We start from the raw sequence: 16,737 nt of genomic DNA, 5'->3' as shown, positions 1-16,737 counted from the left end.
AAATGGGTGATCGGATAATCCCGAAATGACTGATCGGAATGCTCCGAAATATGCAGTAGTACTGCGGCGGCTTGAGATGCTCTCGGCTCCAATAATTTTTGCCCTAGATAATCAATAACATTACCGCTCGGTGATCACAGACATAGTAGACACGTTTGCAACAAACTTTTGGACATAAATGAGTCAGCGATTTTGCTAAATTAGAAATAAATGAATAACTACAGGTATGGAAAATCACGTCGTAAAGATTTCCAACCTGCCTTGAGGTTACTTCTAGGGGAAGAGGAATAGTAATGAGTAAAAAGGAATCACAGGTTTTACTATTTTTAAGTTTGACTGGTTATATTAATAAAAAAAACGAGCTACCATCTTGATAACTCGGGCCTAATTAATACGCTTTCGTCCAACCAGTCTAGAAAGTTAGTATACTAGCACCTTAGCTCATTACTGTTTGTTTCCAGCCATAACTTGAGCTCTTGCGGCCAAGTAACGGTGGGCTCAACAAAGAAGCCGCGCAGTAGCGAGAAGTAGATAGCCTGATCAACCAGAGGCAGTGGTGATTTACCCGCATTCGGTTGGATCAACGCTTCAGCGTTAAGCAACTGTGCGTTTACATCTGCAACAATCTGCTCTGTGCTTTCTAACAGGCGAACAAAGTTCAGCTCTTCTGTCTCTTTCTTCGCTTGCCATGCAGTAACACTTGCTTCAGTCGCGAACTCTTTTAGATTCAGTTTCGTCCAGCGAGGGTAGCCAATTCTTTGAATCAAAGGGAATGCCTCACGCTGAAATACCAACGTCTCTTCTGATGGTGCGGCTACCGCATCAATACCAGCTTGATCGATGAAGTAAGTAATGATATCCATGCTTTCTGCCATCCGCTTTCTCCAAAACTGGCACCATTTTTTGACCGATTAAATCAATCAGAGTTTGCGCATCAGCATAATCTACAACTTGGTATTCAACGTTAAGCTTCAGTGCATTAGCAACATAAGCAACACGGGCACAAAATGGACAATGCTCGTAGATATACAGTTTCATCAAAAATCCCGTTTTTATAAGTCTGAATTAGTATTTAATCGCAGTTTTGCCAATTGATGCGCTGCTTTCAATGCGTTGGTGTGCGTCTTTTAACGTCTCAACACTAAAACCATTCAATGTGGTGGTGAGTGTAGACTTAATGCGGCCAGCATCAATCAAGTTCGCAGCTTGGAATAGGATATCTTGCTGCTTCTGAAGATCGTCAGTGTTAAACAGTGAGCGAGTGAACATCAGTTCCCAGATGAATCCAGCTGATTTGCCTTGTAGTTTTGATAGATCAACACCACCATCAAATTCTACAATTGAACTGATCATGCCTTGCGGAGCAATCAACTCGACCATTGCATCCCAATGGCCTTTGGTATCTGCAACGTTGAAGATGTAGTCCACATGCTGAATGCCTTGCTCACGTACCGACTCCACCAGATTGCGGTGATTCACAACATGGTCAGCGCCCATATCTCTTACCCACTGCTCGGTCTCTGGTCTTGAAGCAGTCGCAATCACTGTTAGGTTAGTAAGCTGTTTCGCCAGTTGAACCGTAATCGAACCAACACCACCTGCGCCACCAATGATCAGAATAGATTTCTTCTCTTCTGGACGAACGCGTAGGCGATCAAACAAGGCTTCCCAACCTGTCAATGTAGCGAGAGGCATAACGGCTGCTGATTCGTCAGAAAGGCTTTTTGGGGCGTGAGCTGTAATTCGGTAATCGACCGCTTGGTACTCAGCATTCGCACCCATACGTGTCACATCACCTGCGTAATAAACACGGTCACCAATTTCGAAGCCTGAAACATTGCCACCTTTAGCAACCACTTCACCCACCGCGTCATAGCCCAATACTTTTGGCTGCTCTAGGGTTTTATCTTGTGCGTTGCGGATACGTATTCTTGCATCTGCTGGGTTAATCGAGGTCGCACTCACTTTTACCAGCAGGTCATTGTCTTTTAGCTCTGGCAGGCTTGTTTCAAACTCGAATAAGCTGTCTTGCTCTGTAATTGCTAGTGATTGAGTAAAACCAATTGCTTTCATTGTTGTTGGTGCTGGCATGTTGTTTCTCCTTTGATTGGACACCTTCATCATAGAGATTTTTTACCCTAGATAAACCGCCTAATCTTTTAATTACATTCAATATATTTTTGATAATCACACTGCTCGACCGGGTAGTGTTGAGATACTTACCTGTTAACCTAGTTAGATAACACCTTGTGCAGCTAACCATTCATACGTCACTTCATCTTGCGGTTTACCCTCTCGGCACACTTTATAATCAAGCTCGGCAATAATATCGTTGGAGAAACGTAATGAATCTAAGGTTTTAAGCTGTTCATCAGTAAATAGATTTTTCTTATCATCTCTCAGTAACAGTACAGCTCGGTCTACAATTCCAAGCAGCCCTTTCGGCTCTATAAGCTCGCGAATATCATAACGATAGTGAAGAAATTGCGGTTTCCATAGCGGCACAATGACCCACTCTTTATTTGCGACGGCATCTTCAAAAGCACTAAAACAGTCGTCTTCACTGCCTGTAAAAAACTCATAGCCTGCTTTACTTAAACCGTACTCTTCCATCATCTGGATAGAGAAGCGAGTGATTCCAGCTCCTGGATTAATACCTTGAATTTTAGGTCTCATTTGCTCGACGACTTCAGGCTTCAATAAATCCGCCACTTCAGCGACCATCTCTTCAGGTACGTAATCCGGCACACCCCACAGTGCGTAAGGTTCGTAATGAAGTCCAAGCTCGATTAATGGCTCAACTTTTTCAACGTCCGACTTATAGATACCATGGCTCGATGGTAACCAAGCAGAAGAGAGCATATCGATTTCACCAGCTTTCAGTTTTTCAAAATTTTCCTGATGAGGGGAAAAGATTCGCTCAACTTCGAAGCCCATGGTCTTCAATACATTGCTAACCAATGAAGCTGTCGTGCGATGGAATGATAAATCTGTTACACCCATTGTGATTTTTTTATTCATTGTTCTTTCGCTCTTATCGTTGCTGATAGATTGATAATACAAGGCTCTAGAGTAATCAAAAACAGCCTAATTTTTGAATAATTATCAAAAATAAATTGATAGATGCCGATTTACACTTAATAAAAAAGCGTATGCATTGATGAAATACATACGCTTGATATTTACGTATCTATCTACTGTCGCCTTAATCTAATTTGATTCGCAAGACATGATATGGCTTTCTAGAACCTTCTTCACCTTCGTTAAAAGCAGGGTGGAAGTGAAGAGAGTTTTGAGTGACGTACAAGTAATCACCCTGGATAGAGAAACCATCTGCCCATGACAATAACTTGTCATCTTGTGCAAAGATTTTGTAGCCGTCTTTATTCACCACACCAACAGCATTTTTCTCAATATCACCGACATAGATATCACCGTTATCTGCGATAATCATGCCATCACTTGGACGTTTTTCACTGAAAAATTCAATCTGCTCGGCCAATGCATCTTCACTAAGCGCTGTGTTAGCAAGAGCAGCGGCAGGAATACGGTAGATAGCACTACCATTGACTGTACCAAAATATAGCCATTCATTATTTGCATCAATAGTGATTGGATTCACACCAAGATAAAGCGCATCAACGCTACCATCTTCACGCTTTGTCGCCATACGAGAACTATCAATCACAACCTCATGCTCAGGTGAAAGCAGTGCTTTATTTGATTGCAAAACGCGGCGAGATTTACCTGTATTTAAATCTACAACAACAAAGGCAGGCGCAGCTTCGCCATACAGATTACCTAAACTCGTATCGGCAATGTACATCTGGTTACGCAGTGTATCTAATGCAAAATCCTGTAAAAAAGAGTTACCGACCTGTACGTCTTTTCCAATTTCAATGCGTTTAAATAGCTTATCGTTGACGGTATCCCATGCAACAATTTGCGAAGGCGAAGTTTCACTGCCCATATCTAACACCCACACAACACCATCATCGGTACTATCAATACCGATTACTGAAGCCAAACCAACCTCACCTTTATCTGGACCATCTGCCCAGTCTTGGGTTGGAAATGCTTTGGTTGAGCCATCCTTCATCAATTCAACAACACGAAGTTCAGGTGCATCAAGGGGTTGCATAGAAAGGAAAGTACGCCCCTGCTTCGTTACTGTAATGTTCCCTGGTCGTGTGCCATCAAGCTTGGCAACCACTTCGATATCAGCCGCTTGCGCTGTGTTAACTATCATCGCAGTCGCAAGTGTTAGTAAGATTTTGATATTTTTCATGTCGAGCCTCATTGGTGTTCTTTGATGCCCTAACCGTTTTAGTCAGGGCATAGTGCTATAACAAGCTTGTTTTATGTTGTCGTTACGCGATCTTAGTCATTTCGTTGACTGTGAAGCTTGCGACAGAGCCTTCCGTTGCTGTCATGTAGTCCGCAAGGTGCTGGTTGCCCATATGAGCCTGCCAAAGTTCACGTGATACCCAGTTTTCATAAAAAGTAAAATGCGCTGGGTTTTCGTTGTCTTGATGAAGGTCATAGTTGATGCAACCTTCTTCAGCGCGAGTAATGTCGATAAGCTTTAGTAGCTCGGCTTTCACCAGTTCAATTTTGTCGTCATTAGCTTTGATGTTTGCAACAATCGTTAATGTAGTCATGGGATGTTCCTTTTAAATTTGATACCGAAATCGTCGGTAATTTTGATGTCTTTAATGTTTTAGTGATAGGGCAACTCGTCATGTCATATTGAGTTACTCACTAAATGTAGTACAGGTACTACACTCAATTACTGACTTATATTGTAAATACTTTCAAATCTATTTTGATAATTGAATGTTTAAATACGTTAATTTTTAACTAAGCGATCTTGGTCATTTCGTTGACAGTGAAACTTGCGACAGAGCCTTCGGTTGCTGTCATGTAGTCAGCAAGGTGCTGGTTGCCCATATGAGCTTGCCAAAGTTCACGTGATACCCAGTTTTCATAAAAAGTAAAATGCGCTGGGTTGTCGTTGTCTTGATGAAGGTCATAGTTGATGCAACCTTCTTCAGCACGAGTTATCTCGATAAGTTTTAGTAGCTCAGCTTTCACAAGTTCAATTTTGTCGTCATTGGCTTTGATGTTTGCAACAATCGTTAATGTAGTCATAGGAGTTTCCTTCGTTCTGAGTTAGTGCCGTGCTTAGCGCACTGCGTTGTTGGTATGGAGGTATAATAGTGCGAACATTACCAATGAAAAACAGCCCGTCAATTGAATAATTACCAATTAAAATTTGATAATAATCTTTTAATATTTCATGTGGTGCGATATAAAGGGATAGTCATTTTCAGATTTTGTTAACACACTGATTAAAAGGTAACGGTTATGCTCTTAGAGGATTTTCAGGTCATTTTAAAAGTCGCAGAGTTTCGCAGCATCACTGCTGCTGCGACAAATCTGGATATGCGCACGGCAACGGCAAGTGCGGCGGTGAAACGTGTTGAGGCATCATTAGGGGCTGAATTATTTGTACGAACGACTCGTCATTTACGCTTATCTTCTGCCGGCGAGCGTTATTTGCCTCAGTGTGAAGAGGCGTTGCAGATGCTTGAAAAAGCCAAAATGAACATGCGTGAAGAGCTAGGGATTATTGATGGAGAGATCCGCATCGCCCTTTCGTCTGATTTGGGCCGAAATGTGGTCACACCTTGGCTTGATGAATTTTTGTTGGACTACCCAGACGTTTCACTTCGCTCCAGTATCAGTGACAGCAACATCGATTTTTATCGAGATTCTGTTGATATGGCGCTGCGCTATGGCTCACCAACCGATGCGAGTATGTACGGTTTTAAAATTTGTGATGTGCCAAGGCTGTTGTGCGCCAGCCCGGAGTATTTAGCAAAATACGGTACTCCATCCGAGCCAGATGATCTGCTTGAACATAATGCCCTGTTTTACCAGTTACATGATATTTTGCAAAATGAGTGGTTGTTTAATGATGGAAAAGAGGACATTAAGGTAAAACTGAAAGGTAACAGAGCATCTAATGATGGCGATCTTGTTCGGCGCTGGTGTGTGGCGGGGAAAGGGGTAGCAATCAAGTCTTGCCTCGATATGGCCGATGACTTGCTAACAGGGAAAGTGGTCAATGTAATGGCAGACTATAAACCGACTTCCACTGAGCTTTGGTTAATATGCCCAAGCCGACAATCTATTACCCCAACCGTCCGCCTAATAAGGGATATGCTTAGAGAAAAGACCGAACAGATTCTAATCCAAATGAAGGACAAAGGGATTCTATTGGGTTAACTGTTGAGGTTGTGAGGGCGTGGAAATTGCCAGCCCTCAGTAAAGCGGTGATGGTCTTAACTACTGATGGTTGTCCAACCACTCACGAGTCACATCATCAACCGCTAATCCCGCACGGCAAACCTTGTAATCCAATTCTGCGATGATTTCATTTGAAAAGCGCAATTGATCTAGCTGTGCCAACTGTGCTGGGGTAAATACGATTGATCTTTCTTGTCGAAGTAATAATATGGCGCGATCAACGCTACCCAATAATCCTTTGGGCTCTTTTAATTCACGGATAGTAAATAGGTGGTGCAAGAACTGTGGTTTCCACAATGGCACAATAACCCACTCATTATTTTCAACCGCACGCTCGTAGGCACCAAAGCAATCCTCTTCTGAACCAGAGTGAAAATGATAACCCACATCGCTTAATCCATATTGGTCCATCATTTCAATAGAGAATCGGGTAATGCCAGCACCTGGGTTAATACCTTGAATGTGTTTGTTGGTGCGCTTAACGACTTCTGGTTTTAATAGGTCACTGATTTGTGAAACAACCTCCTCAGGTACATAATCGGGCACCCCCCATAGAGCGTACGGTTTATAGTGCAAACCTAACTCTAACAAAGGCTCTACCGTTTCAACATCGGATTTATAGATACCGTGGCTTGAAGGTAACCAGGCAGAAGAGAGCATGTCGATACGGCCCACTTTTAGATTTTGGAAATTTTCTTGATGTGGTGCGTAGACACGTTCCACCTGAAAACCCATATCAGTTAAGACATGGCTAACTATCGATGCAGTAACGCGATGAAAAGATAAATCGGTAATCCCGAGATTGATAATGTTAGACATAACGTGACCTTATGATAAAAGAAAAAGAGGTTTTAAAATCGCATTTAAAGTGCCGTGAGGCCGGAATAGAGCATCTTTGTTCCCGTAAGAAACAGAACGCTATAACTTATCTTGTAAATCAACTCTTGAGAGATGATATTCACCATCCACACACCGGCTCTAACCCCTAAAAACGCAATCGGCACCAAAACTAACGAGGTCATCAAGTTTTGCATATCGAGCAGCCCCATATAGCTGTATGGGATCAACTTAATAAAATTAAGCACCGTGAAAAATACTACGCTGGTGCCGATTAATTGTTCTTTCGGCAGATTTTTTGGCAGTAGATGCATGCTTGCAGGCGGACCACCGGCATGGGCAATTGTACTGGAAAACCCAGACAACATACTTAAGGCATAGCCCTTTATCGGGTGGCTAAATTGAACCTGCTTTAGCAGAAACTTTTGTGTTAAAAAGACCAAAGCCAGCCCCCCAATGATAAGTTCAACTACAGATGTTGACAGACTACCCATAAAATAAGCAGCACTCATCACCCCCAAAATAGCGAAGGGCATCATACTTTTTAGCTCGACGTAATTGCAGTTCTTGCGGTGGTAAAACAGCGCCATTAAATCCATACCAAACAATAATGGTAATAAAATCGCAGCGGCTTGAACTGGCGACACGCTCATCGCCATCAAAGGTACCGATAGCATCCCCAAAATACCGCCGACCCCTCCCTTGCCCATGCCATAGAAAAAAACGGCAGGTATCGCTGCAACATAAAACCAAAGGTCTGTGATCATGATATGTAAACCAAGAAAATACGTAGATGAAAACAAGTGTATTTGAGCAAAAAACTTTTAAAGCCATTGACTCAAATAAGGGGGTATACAAAGTTGGCTTAAGCGATTTGGGTCATTTCGTTTACAACGAAGCTAGCCACACAGCCTTCAGCTGCTGCCATATAATCGGCAAGGTGTTGATTACCCATATGTGCTTGCCAAAGTTCACGTGATACCCAGTTTTCGTAGAAAGTGAAGTGTGCTGGTTTTTCGTTGTCTTGGTGGAGGTCATAGTTGATGCAACCGTCTTCGGCACGAGTGACGTCGATTAATTTCAACAGCTCTGCTTTTACCAGTTCGATTTTGTCTTCATTGGCCACGATGTTTGCAACGATAGTTAGCTTAGTCATAGTGTGTTCCTTTGTATGGAGTTGAAGCAGCTGATGGTGTGCTGCGCTGTTGGTTTGGGTGTATATTACGGTGATTATTGCAAAGTAAAAACAGTCTAGAAATTGATTTATTATCAAATTTAGTTTGAGAATTGATTTTTAAGTCTGACCATAATGAGGGAATTAGATCGCGTTGTGTGGTGATGTGCACGGTGTTTATCTATTTGTTTTTGATAATAATTCAAATAATACCGCGTTTTTACCGTGTAAAATTTGCCGTAGGATGGCCAAATCAATTTCAATTCATTGGATAAATAGCCATGTCACAGATACATTTTCAACAGGGCCCAATACGCCCACCATCAGAAGCAGACAGTTTGCTTATCAGAACCACACAAGGGTGCCCGTGGAATAAATGTAAGTTCTGCACCCTTTTTGAAGGCATGGAGTTCTCTATTCGTCCGGTTGAAGATATTAAGCGTGATATCTGGGCGGCGAGGGCGTTTTATAAAAACAGAACCTTTGATAGCTGTTTTTTGCAAGATGGCGACTCATTCGCCATGGAAACCCAAGACTTACTTGACGTGCTCAATACACTGAAAGAGGCTTTTCCGGAGCTTAAACAGATCAGCTCGTATGGCCGGGCGCAGACCATGACTAAAAAATCGCCAGCGGAGATGAAAGCAATCTGCGATGCTGGGCTAAACATGCTTTACTGCGGTATGGAGTCGGGATCTATCGAGGTTCTAAAACTGATGAAAAAGGGGATCACCCCGAAATCAATCTTGAAGTCAGCCGAATATGCCAAGCAAGCGGGTATGAAAATGATGACCTTCATTATCCTTGGCTTAGGTGGAAAAGAACTGTCAGAGCAACATATCGCAGCAACGGCCGAGCTACTGAATCAAATCAACCCAGACGAAATTCGCATACTCTCGCTGGCGGTTAAATCGGGAACTGAATTGGATGAGTTAGTACAAAACGGCCAATTTACACCACTAACAGAGCGAGAGATGCTTGAAGAACAATATCAGCTTATCAGCAAGCTAGACGGCATAACGGGTAATTATGGCAACTTCCATGGCATCAATGTATTGACGGAACTTAATGGACAATTACCACAAGATAAAGAGACATTTTTGCGCACCATTGAGCACTTTATGATGATGAGTGAAAACGACCAGAATAACTTTGTTTTAGGTCGCCGCATGCACTATTACGCCACACTGAGTGATATGCGAAATCAGCTTATGTATGACAGCGTACAAAAAGAACTAGACCGAATTAAGCTGCAAAATCTTGGCAATCTTGACGATATTTTCTATCAACTCCGCCAACGTATGATCTAATAGTAAGGAACAGCGCAATGATAAACAATCTAGATAATTGGACGATTCAAAATGAAAACCCAGAGCACTGGTCGTTTAAAAATGAAGTGCTTACAATGCAAGTTCAAGAGGGCAATATCTTTGGTGCTGGCGCTAATGATGTAAAAAACATCTTTATTTATCCGGTAGACAAGCCAGAATACAGCGCGGAGGTGACGATTAATCTAGATCCGAACCTCAGTTTCGAGCAGGCTGGACTAGGGATTTACTGGGACAATGATAACTATATAAAAATCAGTAAAGAGATGTTTATGGGTGCGCGATCGCTGGTGTTTGTTGTAGAACAAAATGGTCAGCCTGATATTAAACATCGCTTATTATTCGGTGAGTCGACAGTATCGGTAAAGCTTGAAAGAAGCGACACTAAAGTTCGCGCTTATTATCGAACGCAAGATAACGACACATGGCAGTCAATTATAAGCACTGCCGCACTATCAGGGCACGAGCAAGGCGTTATGCTTTACACCTTTAGCGGCAGAATCACTGTGCCCAACTTTGCTGAATTTAGTGAGTTTGAGCTAACTGATTTGAACTAATGTGCATCCCGCATAAGATGAACTGGCCTGCTCCATTAATAAAGATTGAGTGGGTTAGTTAAGTGACGTTGCCATACTTTTAATGATCCATGTGTTGCTGAATTAGCAATTTCGCTAAAACGGAATTGTCCAAAAGCTTGCTAGAGATCGATCAAACTCTATGTGATCACTAAGCGATTCTGTCGTTAGCCTTTTAACAATACGAGAATGTAGTGTAACTTTCTTACATGCTGAAGAGATCAATATTGCCTTTCACCCAAATGTGACACCTTTTGGTGCTAGTATTTGACATCATCTGGTTTTCTTACACAATAAGTTATTGATTTATTTATGGGCTGTTGGACATGTGTTTGTTTGATCCAGAGCCAGAGCTAGGAAATTCCTAACTCTGGCTTTTGTCGTTAGATCAATAGCAAAAAATATACTATACCTACTAATACCAACTTAGTTTGATATGGTGTTGAATGACTGCGATCGTTAAAGTTCAAGCTCAAATCAAGATTGATCACTCAGGGTTAATGCTCAATATTCCTGTTCTTATTACTGAACAGGGCGTATTTGAACCTTTGCTTGATTACGTTATTAGCCAATCTCATATAAAAAGCCTTCCTTGGATGAACCGAGTTGTGTTTGCATGCCAGTTATTACTGGAATACATGGAGGTCAATCGTGGGTTATTCTCAGAACCGAACCTTCTATTTCAATCTTTTGTACAACGGCTATCATCGGGGACCATCGACAAAGTAGGGTTTGATTCATCAGGTTTGTTTTGGTTACCTCGATCCGTCTCCAACGTTAATCAGCTTTTATCTGCATTGAATGGATTAACGGATTGGCTCTCTATCCATAAAAATACAAGCAGTCTTAACGACTTTGAAGAAGCAACCACCCACCAAGAGCGACTCAATTACGCCGCGTGGCACAAGAGAAATCAGTACAATTTTCTTGGCCATATAAAAAAAAATGCACTTCCCGAATTATTGAAAAAGGTCAGGAAAGTTCGTGGGAAGAAAGACGTAATTAAAGTGGACGGAGACGCGATTTCATTTCCAGAACAGCTATTTAAATCTTTTTTTATCGACGGTGTCGGCAGTGCGAGAGACTCCAGAATTGCCATTCGCGATCAGCTGATTTTGCTGTTGATGCACGGGGCTGGGGTTAGAGAGAGTGATGCTCTGCATTTGTGGGTTGATGATGTGTTTCTTGATCCAATGAACTCTGATAGTGTTACCGTTCGTTTATATCATCCTGAAGATGGCAAGGCACCGAATCATTGGGTCGGTAGAAAACGACAAAGTACGCGTTCGGCTTACCTTGCTGAAAAGTATCACCTAACACCACGCAATAAACTCACGGGTACCGCCAGAGTTGGTTGGAAAACCAAAGTGGTCGATCACGATGATAACTATATTCAACTTCATTGGTTTCCCTCTTATTACGGGGAAGTGTTTGCTTATTTATGGCAGCAATATTTATTTGCTTTGCTCCCTATTCAGCGCAATCACCCTTACGCTTTTGTTTCTTTTTCTAGACGGCAACTAGGTAACGCATTAACGCTAAATGCTTTCAATCAAAGCTATGCGGCGGGTATGGGCAGAATAGGTCAACTTGCATCGAAGCCAGAAGGTCGTTCACCTCATGGACATCGCCATGCCTATGGAAGACGCATGTCTAATGCAGGGGTAGATGTGCGATTCATTAAGAAAGCACTGCATCACTCTTCTCTATTATCTCAGTCGATCTACACCCAACCAGGCGTCCGTGATGTCACACTTGCTTGCGAGCGTGCCACGCAGAAGCTTGATGGTCAGCAGTATGCGAACTTCAAGCAAGATGTTGAACTGAGTTGGGAAACCATTATGGAATCTGGGTTCGAAGATATTGATCCCGACGGTTTGTTTTCAGGTAAAGCGCCAAAATTTGGGAAACGAACTAAATGAAATCAATAGACTATGAATTTAATTGGTTCACCGAAAAGAATGGTTCGGGTTGGGATACGTGGCGAGAGGTTGCGGCGACGTGGTTGCATCAAAAGAAGTATGGCATTGATCATAAGAAGAATGCATTGGACCGGTTTTTGGATGAATACTTAGTTCCGAAATTTATTATTGATCCCGTCGAGTTTTTCGAAATGGGTCCGCAAGATTATGATCAGTTTCTCGGTCAATTCGAATTGTCGGAAGGCTACAGGGTTCGACAAAACAATGAGGTGTGCTCGTTTATCGATTGGGTGATAACCACCTATTATTCTCAACCGGATGATGATGGTGAGTTGGTTGCCATGTTTAAGAACCCTTTTCAAAAAGGGTCTAATCCAGTTAAAAATCAAGAAACGGTCTACAACGCTTTACCTTATACCTACATTAAACGGTTGCGAAAAACTCTTTGTCCGATTGAAAGGGGAAACTTTTCAGACTGGAAATGGGCGATTGAGCAAAGTGACGCATTTATATTGAATGGCCGGCATCAAAGAGACTGGTTTATTGTTGACGGCTCTGTCATTGATAAAGATGACCCTGATTTTGTATGGCGGAAAATCAAAGTAGATAAGCCTCGCAGTATTAGAATTGATGGAGTGCTAAAACCGTTTAAGAAAGGTGAGCATTTTTATGTGATTTGGTCCCCCGTTCGCGCAATGGCACTGTACCTAAAATTGCAACTTCCATTACGTACTTTTCAGGTTCGTATGCTTGATTCTGGTGAAGCCGATACGTGGCGCTACGAAAGTGGAAGTTGGGTTGCTAACGAAATGAATGATTTTGTTGAAGGCAGTGAAAAGCACCCTTGGCAAAAAGGTGTATTTCACCGAATCATCACACCAGACATTGGCGATGTGATGACAGGTCTTTACATTAATACTAATAAGACCGCTGATAAGAATAAGGATGAAATCACGCGAGGCTATGTGATCCCTTGGCAGCATGAAGAGGTCTTATATTGGCTAGAAAAACTGCGCAACTGGCAACAGAAATACAACCCTATTACGGAAGCAACCTCTATTCATCAGCTTGATTACAAACATTTTGGAAGCACAAAAACTGATATTCAGCGCAATGAAATTGGCAACATTTGTTTTTTGTTCCGCAATGCCGCCGCCACCATAAATAGTGAAAAGAAATTGCCGATAACCCAAGGGTATTTGAATACACTTTGGGTTAATTTAATGGCGCAACTCGAACAGGATGTTCATGAAGATGACCATAAATTAACGGACGGTAGTAAAGTTAATTTTATTGACCCTACCAATCATCGTAAGACGTTCTTCCCACTGCATTCATTACGTGTCTCGCTTATCACTTGCTACACCATCGAAGGGGAAATCCCCGCGCCGGTATTATCCAAATTACTGGTGGGTCACAGTAGGCTCATCATGACGATGCATTACACTAAGATCTCGCCTGTGATGATGGCGAAAAAAATGCAGGTGGCAGAAAGCAAAATTGAAGAACAAAACGACGCAAGCTTGCATTCATTTTTGGTCAATAAATCGATAGAGCAGATCGGCTTAAAATCCGCTTATACAGATATTGAGTCGCTGCGCACGGTACTAAGGGTGAGGAACCCCGCAGGATGGCAGGAAAAAGCGATAGGTATTTGTTTAGCAGGAGGGAATACCACGCCCCTTGTGGAAAACACTTCAATTGCAGGTTGCTGGAATGGTGGTGAAAAACTAAAAAAAGCGAATCGTAATCAAGCGGACTTGTATGGCCCTGTTCCTCATGGAATTGAAAATTGCGTCCGTTGTCGCTGGTTTATCACCGACATCAAATACATCCATTCATTAACCGCTCACTTTAACAACCTTAGCTATCACGCCTCTGAATCAGCCAAAATCGCAGCAGAATTAGAAGCTGAGCAAGCTGAGTTGTTGGATGAAGAGTACTTTTGTGAGGTGAATAATGAGCCTTTCAAAAAATACGAGTATTTGCATCAAATAGATCGACGCATTGAAAAGCAAAAAATTGGTGCGGATGAATACTGTAAAGACTTAGTCGCGTGTTTTCAGATCATTCGTAAGCTCATTAATATCGAAGAGCAGCGCCTGCCAGAAGATACAGCGGATAAAGTCGTCGCAATGGGCTCACATGCCGAGATCTCTCCCTTCTTTAGCTTTCTAGATACAGACTCTGAATTTAGGCAATTGATACAACTGTGTGATGACGCAGAAGTTTACGCCGATCTGCGGGATGATTTAAGAAAAACACCCGCGATCACTCATCGTTCAAACAAGTTGAATTCAATGCTAATGCAATCGGGTTACATGCCATTTTTGATGCAACTTGATGATGAAACGCAACTGTTAGCGGGCAATGCAATGATTAATGCCATGCTCAAAGCGACAGGAGAACTTGATAAAACCAAAGCGATGGGTCTCATCGCATCGTATCTTGATACGGAAACGTATTTACAAGACGCGGGTTTGTTGGAGATTGGGGTTAAAGCTATTGAATCTCAAACCGGAATTAATATTTTACGTCTTGCCGATTTATCGAAAAACAAAGTTGGAGTGACTAAAAATGGCTAGCCCCGTTGATCCACATATCGTATTAGAAGAGCTTTGCTCAAGAGCAACAGCCCGCACAACGACAGCGCTAAGAACATTGCACCAAATTCTAGAACAACAAAGCCAGATGAAGTCATTGGACTTCTCTATTGTCACGATTGGAAAGTTATCTCAAGAACAAGGTGGACCTTCGACACAAACCATTCGTAATCGAACAGGAAAGCATTTTCAGCAATTGATTGATGCGTGGGCAGCCTATTCGGGAACGACTCGTAAGAAGCCACTCTCGGTGCGTCAAAAGCAGCTTCTCAACAATAATGACCAACGCATACTGGAGTCTATCGATGATCCAGTCATTCGAGCGGTTGTCGGTTCGTTAATTGCGGAGAGGAACAAATACAGAGACCAGCTTAACGTATTAAAAGCGAATGCCGATATTGTCATAGACCGGACTACTAAATCTCAGCCTCAGGTGGCGGCTACTTCAAATCAGCTGACACCAATAGAAGTGGAGGCTCTGCGGTTTGCCATTTCTGACGAGTTTATGGATGAAAAAAGATGGGTTGTGATGCCGACGGGGCAAGTTAAAGATGAAAATGGCATAGAGGTTTACCAGCGAGGTTATGTGAATGGGGTGCTTAAATTAATCTAAGTGTGGGGGAAGTAGGGCTGTGGACGACGCTTTGCCCGGAAGTGAGTTGAGTTAACGGTTACCGGATCACCTAACAAGGTTTTGCCCCATTCTCACTTAGAGTAATTGCTCTTCGTTAAGCGAGTCTGCTGAGATTATCCAAAATTTTCTAATGTTAGAAACGGATAAACACTCTGGGTATTGAACCTAAACATGTTGGCAGAAATAGTAAGATTATCTCCCAACAGCATTAACTGTTGGGGAGGATATAAAGGTGAATGTTGTCTTTCGGATGTTAGTTAACAGAATTCGAAACTATGTTCTTCGAGGTCCTAAAATGCCGAATTAGCTACTTTTGTTAGGTAAGCTATAAATATCATTAATGGCAAAGTACCTCCCCAACGATGAAGAGTGTAAGTGGCTTGTTTGTTACTCGATGATTGTGATTTAAGCAAGGGAACAGCAAGCATTACACCTAATACCCCTGTTAAAATAATCATGTAAGGAATATCTCGGCTTACGACTTGCTCTGGAATGATCAACTCTTGACCTACTATCGAAGGTATAGCGATTACTCCCAATAAATTGAAAATATTCGAGCCTATTACAGTGGCAAATACAATGTCGTACATTCCTCTGCGCACTCCAGCAATCGCAGCCGCCAGTTCGGGTAAGCTTGTCCCAAATGCAATTATAGTCAATCCAATGGTAAGCTCGCTCAAACCAGCTAGTTGAGCCAAGTTAACCGCTCCCCAGACCATTAACCGCGATGAGGTTAACAGCAGTAACAACATCACTAAACTTTCCCACCCGGCTCGTTTTTTAGTTAATGGCAAGAACTCGAGATCATCTTCAGAAACCTCACCTTGTCTTACGGACTTAGCTAAATAGAAACAGTATACGGCTAGAAAAATCACCAATAATAGACCGTCTGTAATATTTAGCTTTCCTGTGGACATCAGTGCGCTACAGATCAGCATTGATCCTGCCAATATCGGAAACTCTTTTTTGATAAAGCGCTTGTTAGCTTGGATGGGAGCCATTAACACAGCAATGGAAAGCACAAGACCAATATTAATAATATTAGAACCAATACCATTGCCTACAGCCAACTCTCCTGCATTATTTAAAGCAGCAACGGCGGATACGAGTAATTCGGGGGCCGATGTTCCAAACGCAACAACAGTCATACCTATAAAAATCAATGATATGTTGCAATGCTTGGCATAGGTTGCAGATGCAGAAATAAGCCGATCTGCACTGAATGCCACTAAAACTAAGCCGATTGATAACGCTAACGATGGGAGTAAAAAAACAGTCATAGAATAAGTATTCAGAGGGCCTATAACAAACACGAACAACCCCACACTTAGCCCTCGCATAAAGTGTGTAAG

The 16,737-nt window shown here is 42.3% G+C and carries 15 protein-coding genes and 1 pseudogene; 6 read left to right on the top strand and 10 right to left on the bottom strand.

All coding sequences use genetic code 11. From position 1 onward, the window contains the following. Window positions 1-428 precede the first annotated feature (428 nt). From grxB to AB6D58_RS14830, 6 genes and pseudogenes are all read right to left on the bottom strand, one after another. A pseudogene (gene grxB, locus AB6D58_RS14855) lies at window positions 429-1,038 on the bottom strand (glutaredoxin 2). 27 nt (window positions 1,039-1,065) lie between these two features. Next, entirely contained in the window at window positions 1,066-2,091 is a 1,026-nt protein-coding gene (locus AB6D58_RS14850) for a zinc-binding alcohol dehydrogenase family protein (protein ID WP_136978157.1), read from the bottom strand. Window positions 2,092-2,235: 144 nt separating this feature from the next. Then, the gene (locus AB6D58_RS14845; protein WP_102281786.1) at window positions 2,236-3,003 is read right to left on the bottom strand and encodes a glycine betaine ABC transporter substrate-binding protein; all 768 of its coding nucleotides are present in this window, start codon (window positions 3,001-3,003) and stop codon (window positions 2,236-2,238) included. Between the two features lie 202 nt (window positions 3,004-3,205). After that, a complete protein-coding gene (locus tag AB6D58_RS14840; protein WP_102322247.1) occupies window positions 3,206-4,288 on the bottom strand; it encodes an L-dopachrome tautomerase-related protein in 1,083 nt (360 codons plus the stop codon). 82 nt (window positions 4,289-4,370) lie between these two features. Then, window positions 4,371-4,661 carry a putative quinol monooxygenase gene (locus AB6D58_RS14835; RefSeq protein ID WP_055026561.1) on the bottom strand — a complete coding sequence of 97 codons (291 nt, stop codon included), beginning with the start codon at window positions 4,659-4,661 and terminating at the stop codon, window positions 4,371-4,373. A 199-nt stretch (window positions 4,662-4,860) separates the two neighbouring features. After that, complete coding sequence (locus AB6D58_RS14830) at window positions 4,861-5,151, bottom strand: putative quinol monooxygenase (protein WP_102322248.1); 291 nt, start codon at window positions 5,149-5,151, stop codon at window positions 4,861-4,863. A 216-nt stretch (window positions 5,152-5,367) separates the two neighbouring features. Between AB6D58_RS14830 and AB6D58_RS14825 the strand changes: the two genes are divergently transcribed. Next, entirely contained in the window at window positions 5,368-6,291 is a 924-nt protein-coding gene (locus tag AB6D58_RS14825) for a LysR family transcriptional regulator (protein ID WP_102490406.1), read from the top strand. A gap of 60 nt (window positions 6,292-6,351) precedes the next feature. Here AB6D58_RS14825 and AB6D58_RS14820 read toward each other — a convergent pair whose 3' ends face one another. The 3 genes from AB6D58_RS14820 to AB6D58_RS14810 all read right to left on the bottom strand — a co-directional run bounded on the left by AB6D58_RS14820 (window position 6,352) and on the right by AB6D58_RS14810 (window position 8,305). After that, window positions 6,352-7,131 (bottom strand): glycine betaine ABC transporter substrate-binding protein, encoded by a 780-nt coding sequence (locus AB6D58_RS14820; protein ID WP_102322250.1) that lies wholly within the window; start codon window positions 7,129-7,131, stop codon window positions 6,352-6,354. A 44-nt stretch (window positions 7,132-7,175) separates the two neighbouring features. After that, complete coding sequence (locus AB6D58_RS14815) at window positions 7,176-7,916, bottom strand: sulfite exporter TauE/SafE family protein (protein ID WP_136978158.1); 741 nt, start codon at window positions 7,914-7,916, stop codon at window positions 7,176-7,178. 98 nt (window positions 7,917-8,014) lie between these two features. Beyond that, window positions 8,015-8,305 carry a putative quinol monooxygenase gene (locus AB6D58_RS14810; protein ID WP_102322251.1) on the bottom strand — a complete coding sequence of 97 codons (291 nt, stop codon included), beginning with the start codon at window positions 8,303-8,305 and terminating at the stop codon, window positions 8,015-8,017. A 299-nt stretch (window positions 8,306-8,604) separates the two neighbouring features. Between AB6D58_RS14810 and AB6D58_RS14805 the strand changes: the two genes are divergently transcribed. From AB6D58_RS14805 to gmtX, 5 genes are all read left to right on the top strand, one after another. Further along, window positions 8,605-9,633, top strand: coding sequence for a radical SAM protein (locus tag AB6D58_RS14805; RefSeq protein ID WP_055023927.1), 1,029 nt, complete (start codon window positions 8,605-8,607; stop codon window positions 9,631-9,633). Between the two features lie 17 nt (window positions 9,634-9,650). Further along, on the top strand, window positions 9,651-10,208 hold the full coding sequence (locus tag AB6D58_RS14800) for a DUF1349 domain-containing protein (protein ID WP_198589518.1): 558 nt from the start codon (window positions 9,651-9,653) through the stop codon (window positions 10,206-10,208). Window positions 10,209-10,672: 464 nt separating this feature from the next. After that, window positions 10,673-12,148 (top strand): gamma-mobile-trio recombinase GmtY, encoded by a 1,476-nt coding sequence (gene gmtY, locus AB6D58_RS14795; protein ID WP_102319974.1) that lies wholly within the window; start codon window positions 10,673-10,675, stop codon window positions 12,146-12,148. After that, entirely contained in the window at window positions 12,145-14,733 is a 2,589-nt protein-coding gene (locus AB6D58_RS14790) for an integrase family protein (protein WP_102319973.1), read from the top strand. The genes gmtY and AB6D58_RS14790 overlap by 4 nt, the downstream gene beginning before the upstream one ends. Continuing rightward, window positions 14,726-15,364, top strand: a complete 639-nt coding sequence (gene gmtX / locus AB6D58_RS14785; protein WP_102319972.1) for a gamma-mobile-trio protein GmtX — start codon at window positions 14,726-14,728, stop codon at window positions 15,362-15,364. Before AB6D58_RS14790 ends, gmtX begins: the two co-directional genes overlap by 8 nt. Window positions 15,365-15,675: 311 nt before the next feature. Here the strand turns inward: gmtX and AB6D58_RS14780 are convergent, their stop codons facing one another. Then, the gene (locus tag AB6D58_RS14780; RefSeq protein WP_032545875.1) at window positions 15,676-16,665 is read right to left on the bottom strand and encodes a calcium/sodium antiporter; all 990 of its coding nucleotides are present in this window, start codon (window positions 16,663-16,665) and stop codon (window positions 15,676-15,678) included. Window positions 16,666-16,737: the final 72 nt, after the last annotated feature.

It is taken from the genome of Vibrio sp. 10N.239.312.D08, from assembly GCF_041466145.1.
GTDB classification, from domain to species: Bacteria; Pseudomonadota; Gammaproteobacteria; order Enterobacterales; family Vibrionaceae; genus Vibrio; species Vibrio crassostreae_C.
This window is presented reverse-complemented; position numbering and strand designations above follow the sequence as displayed.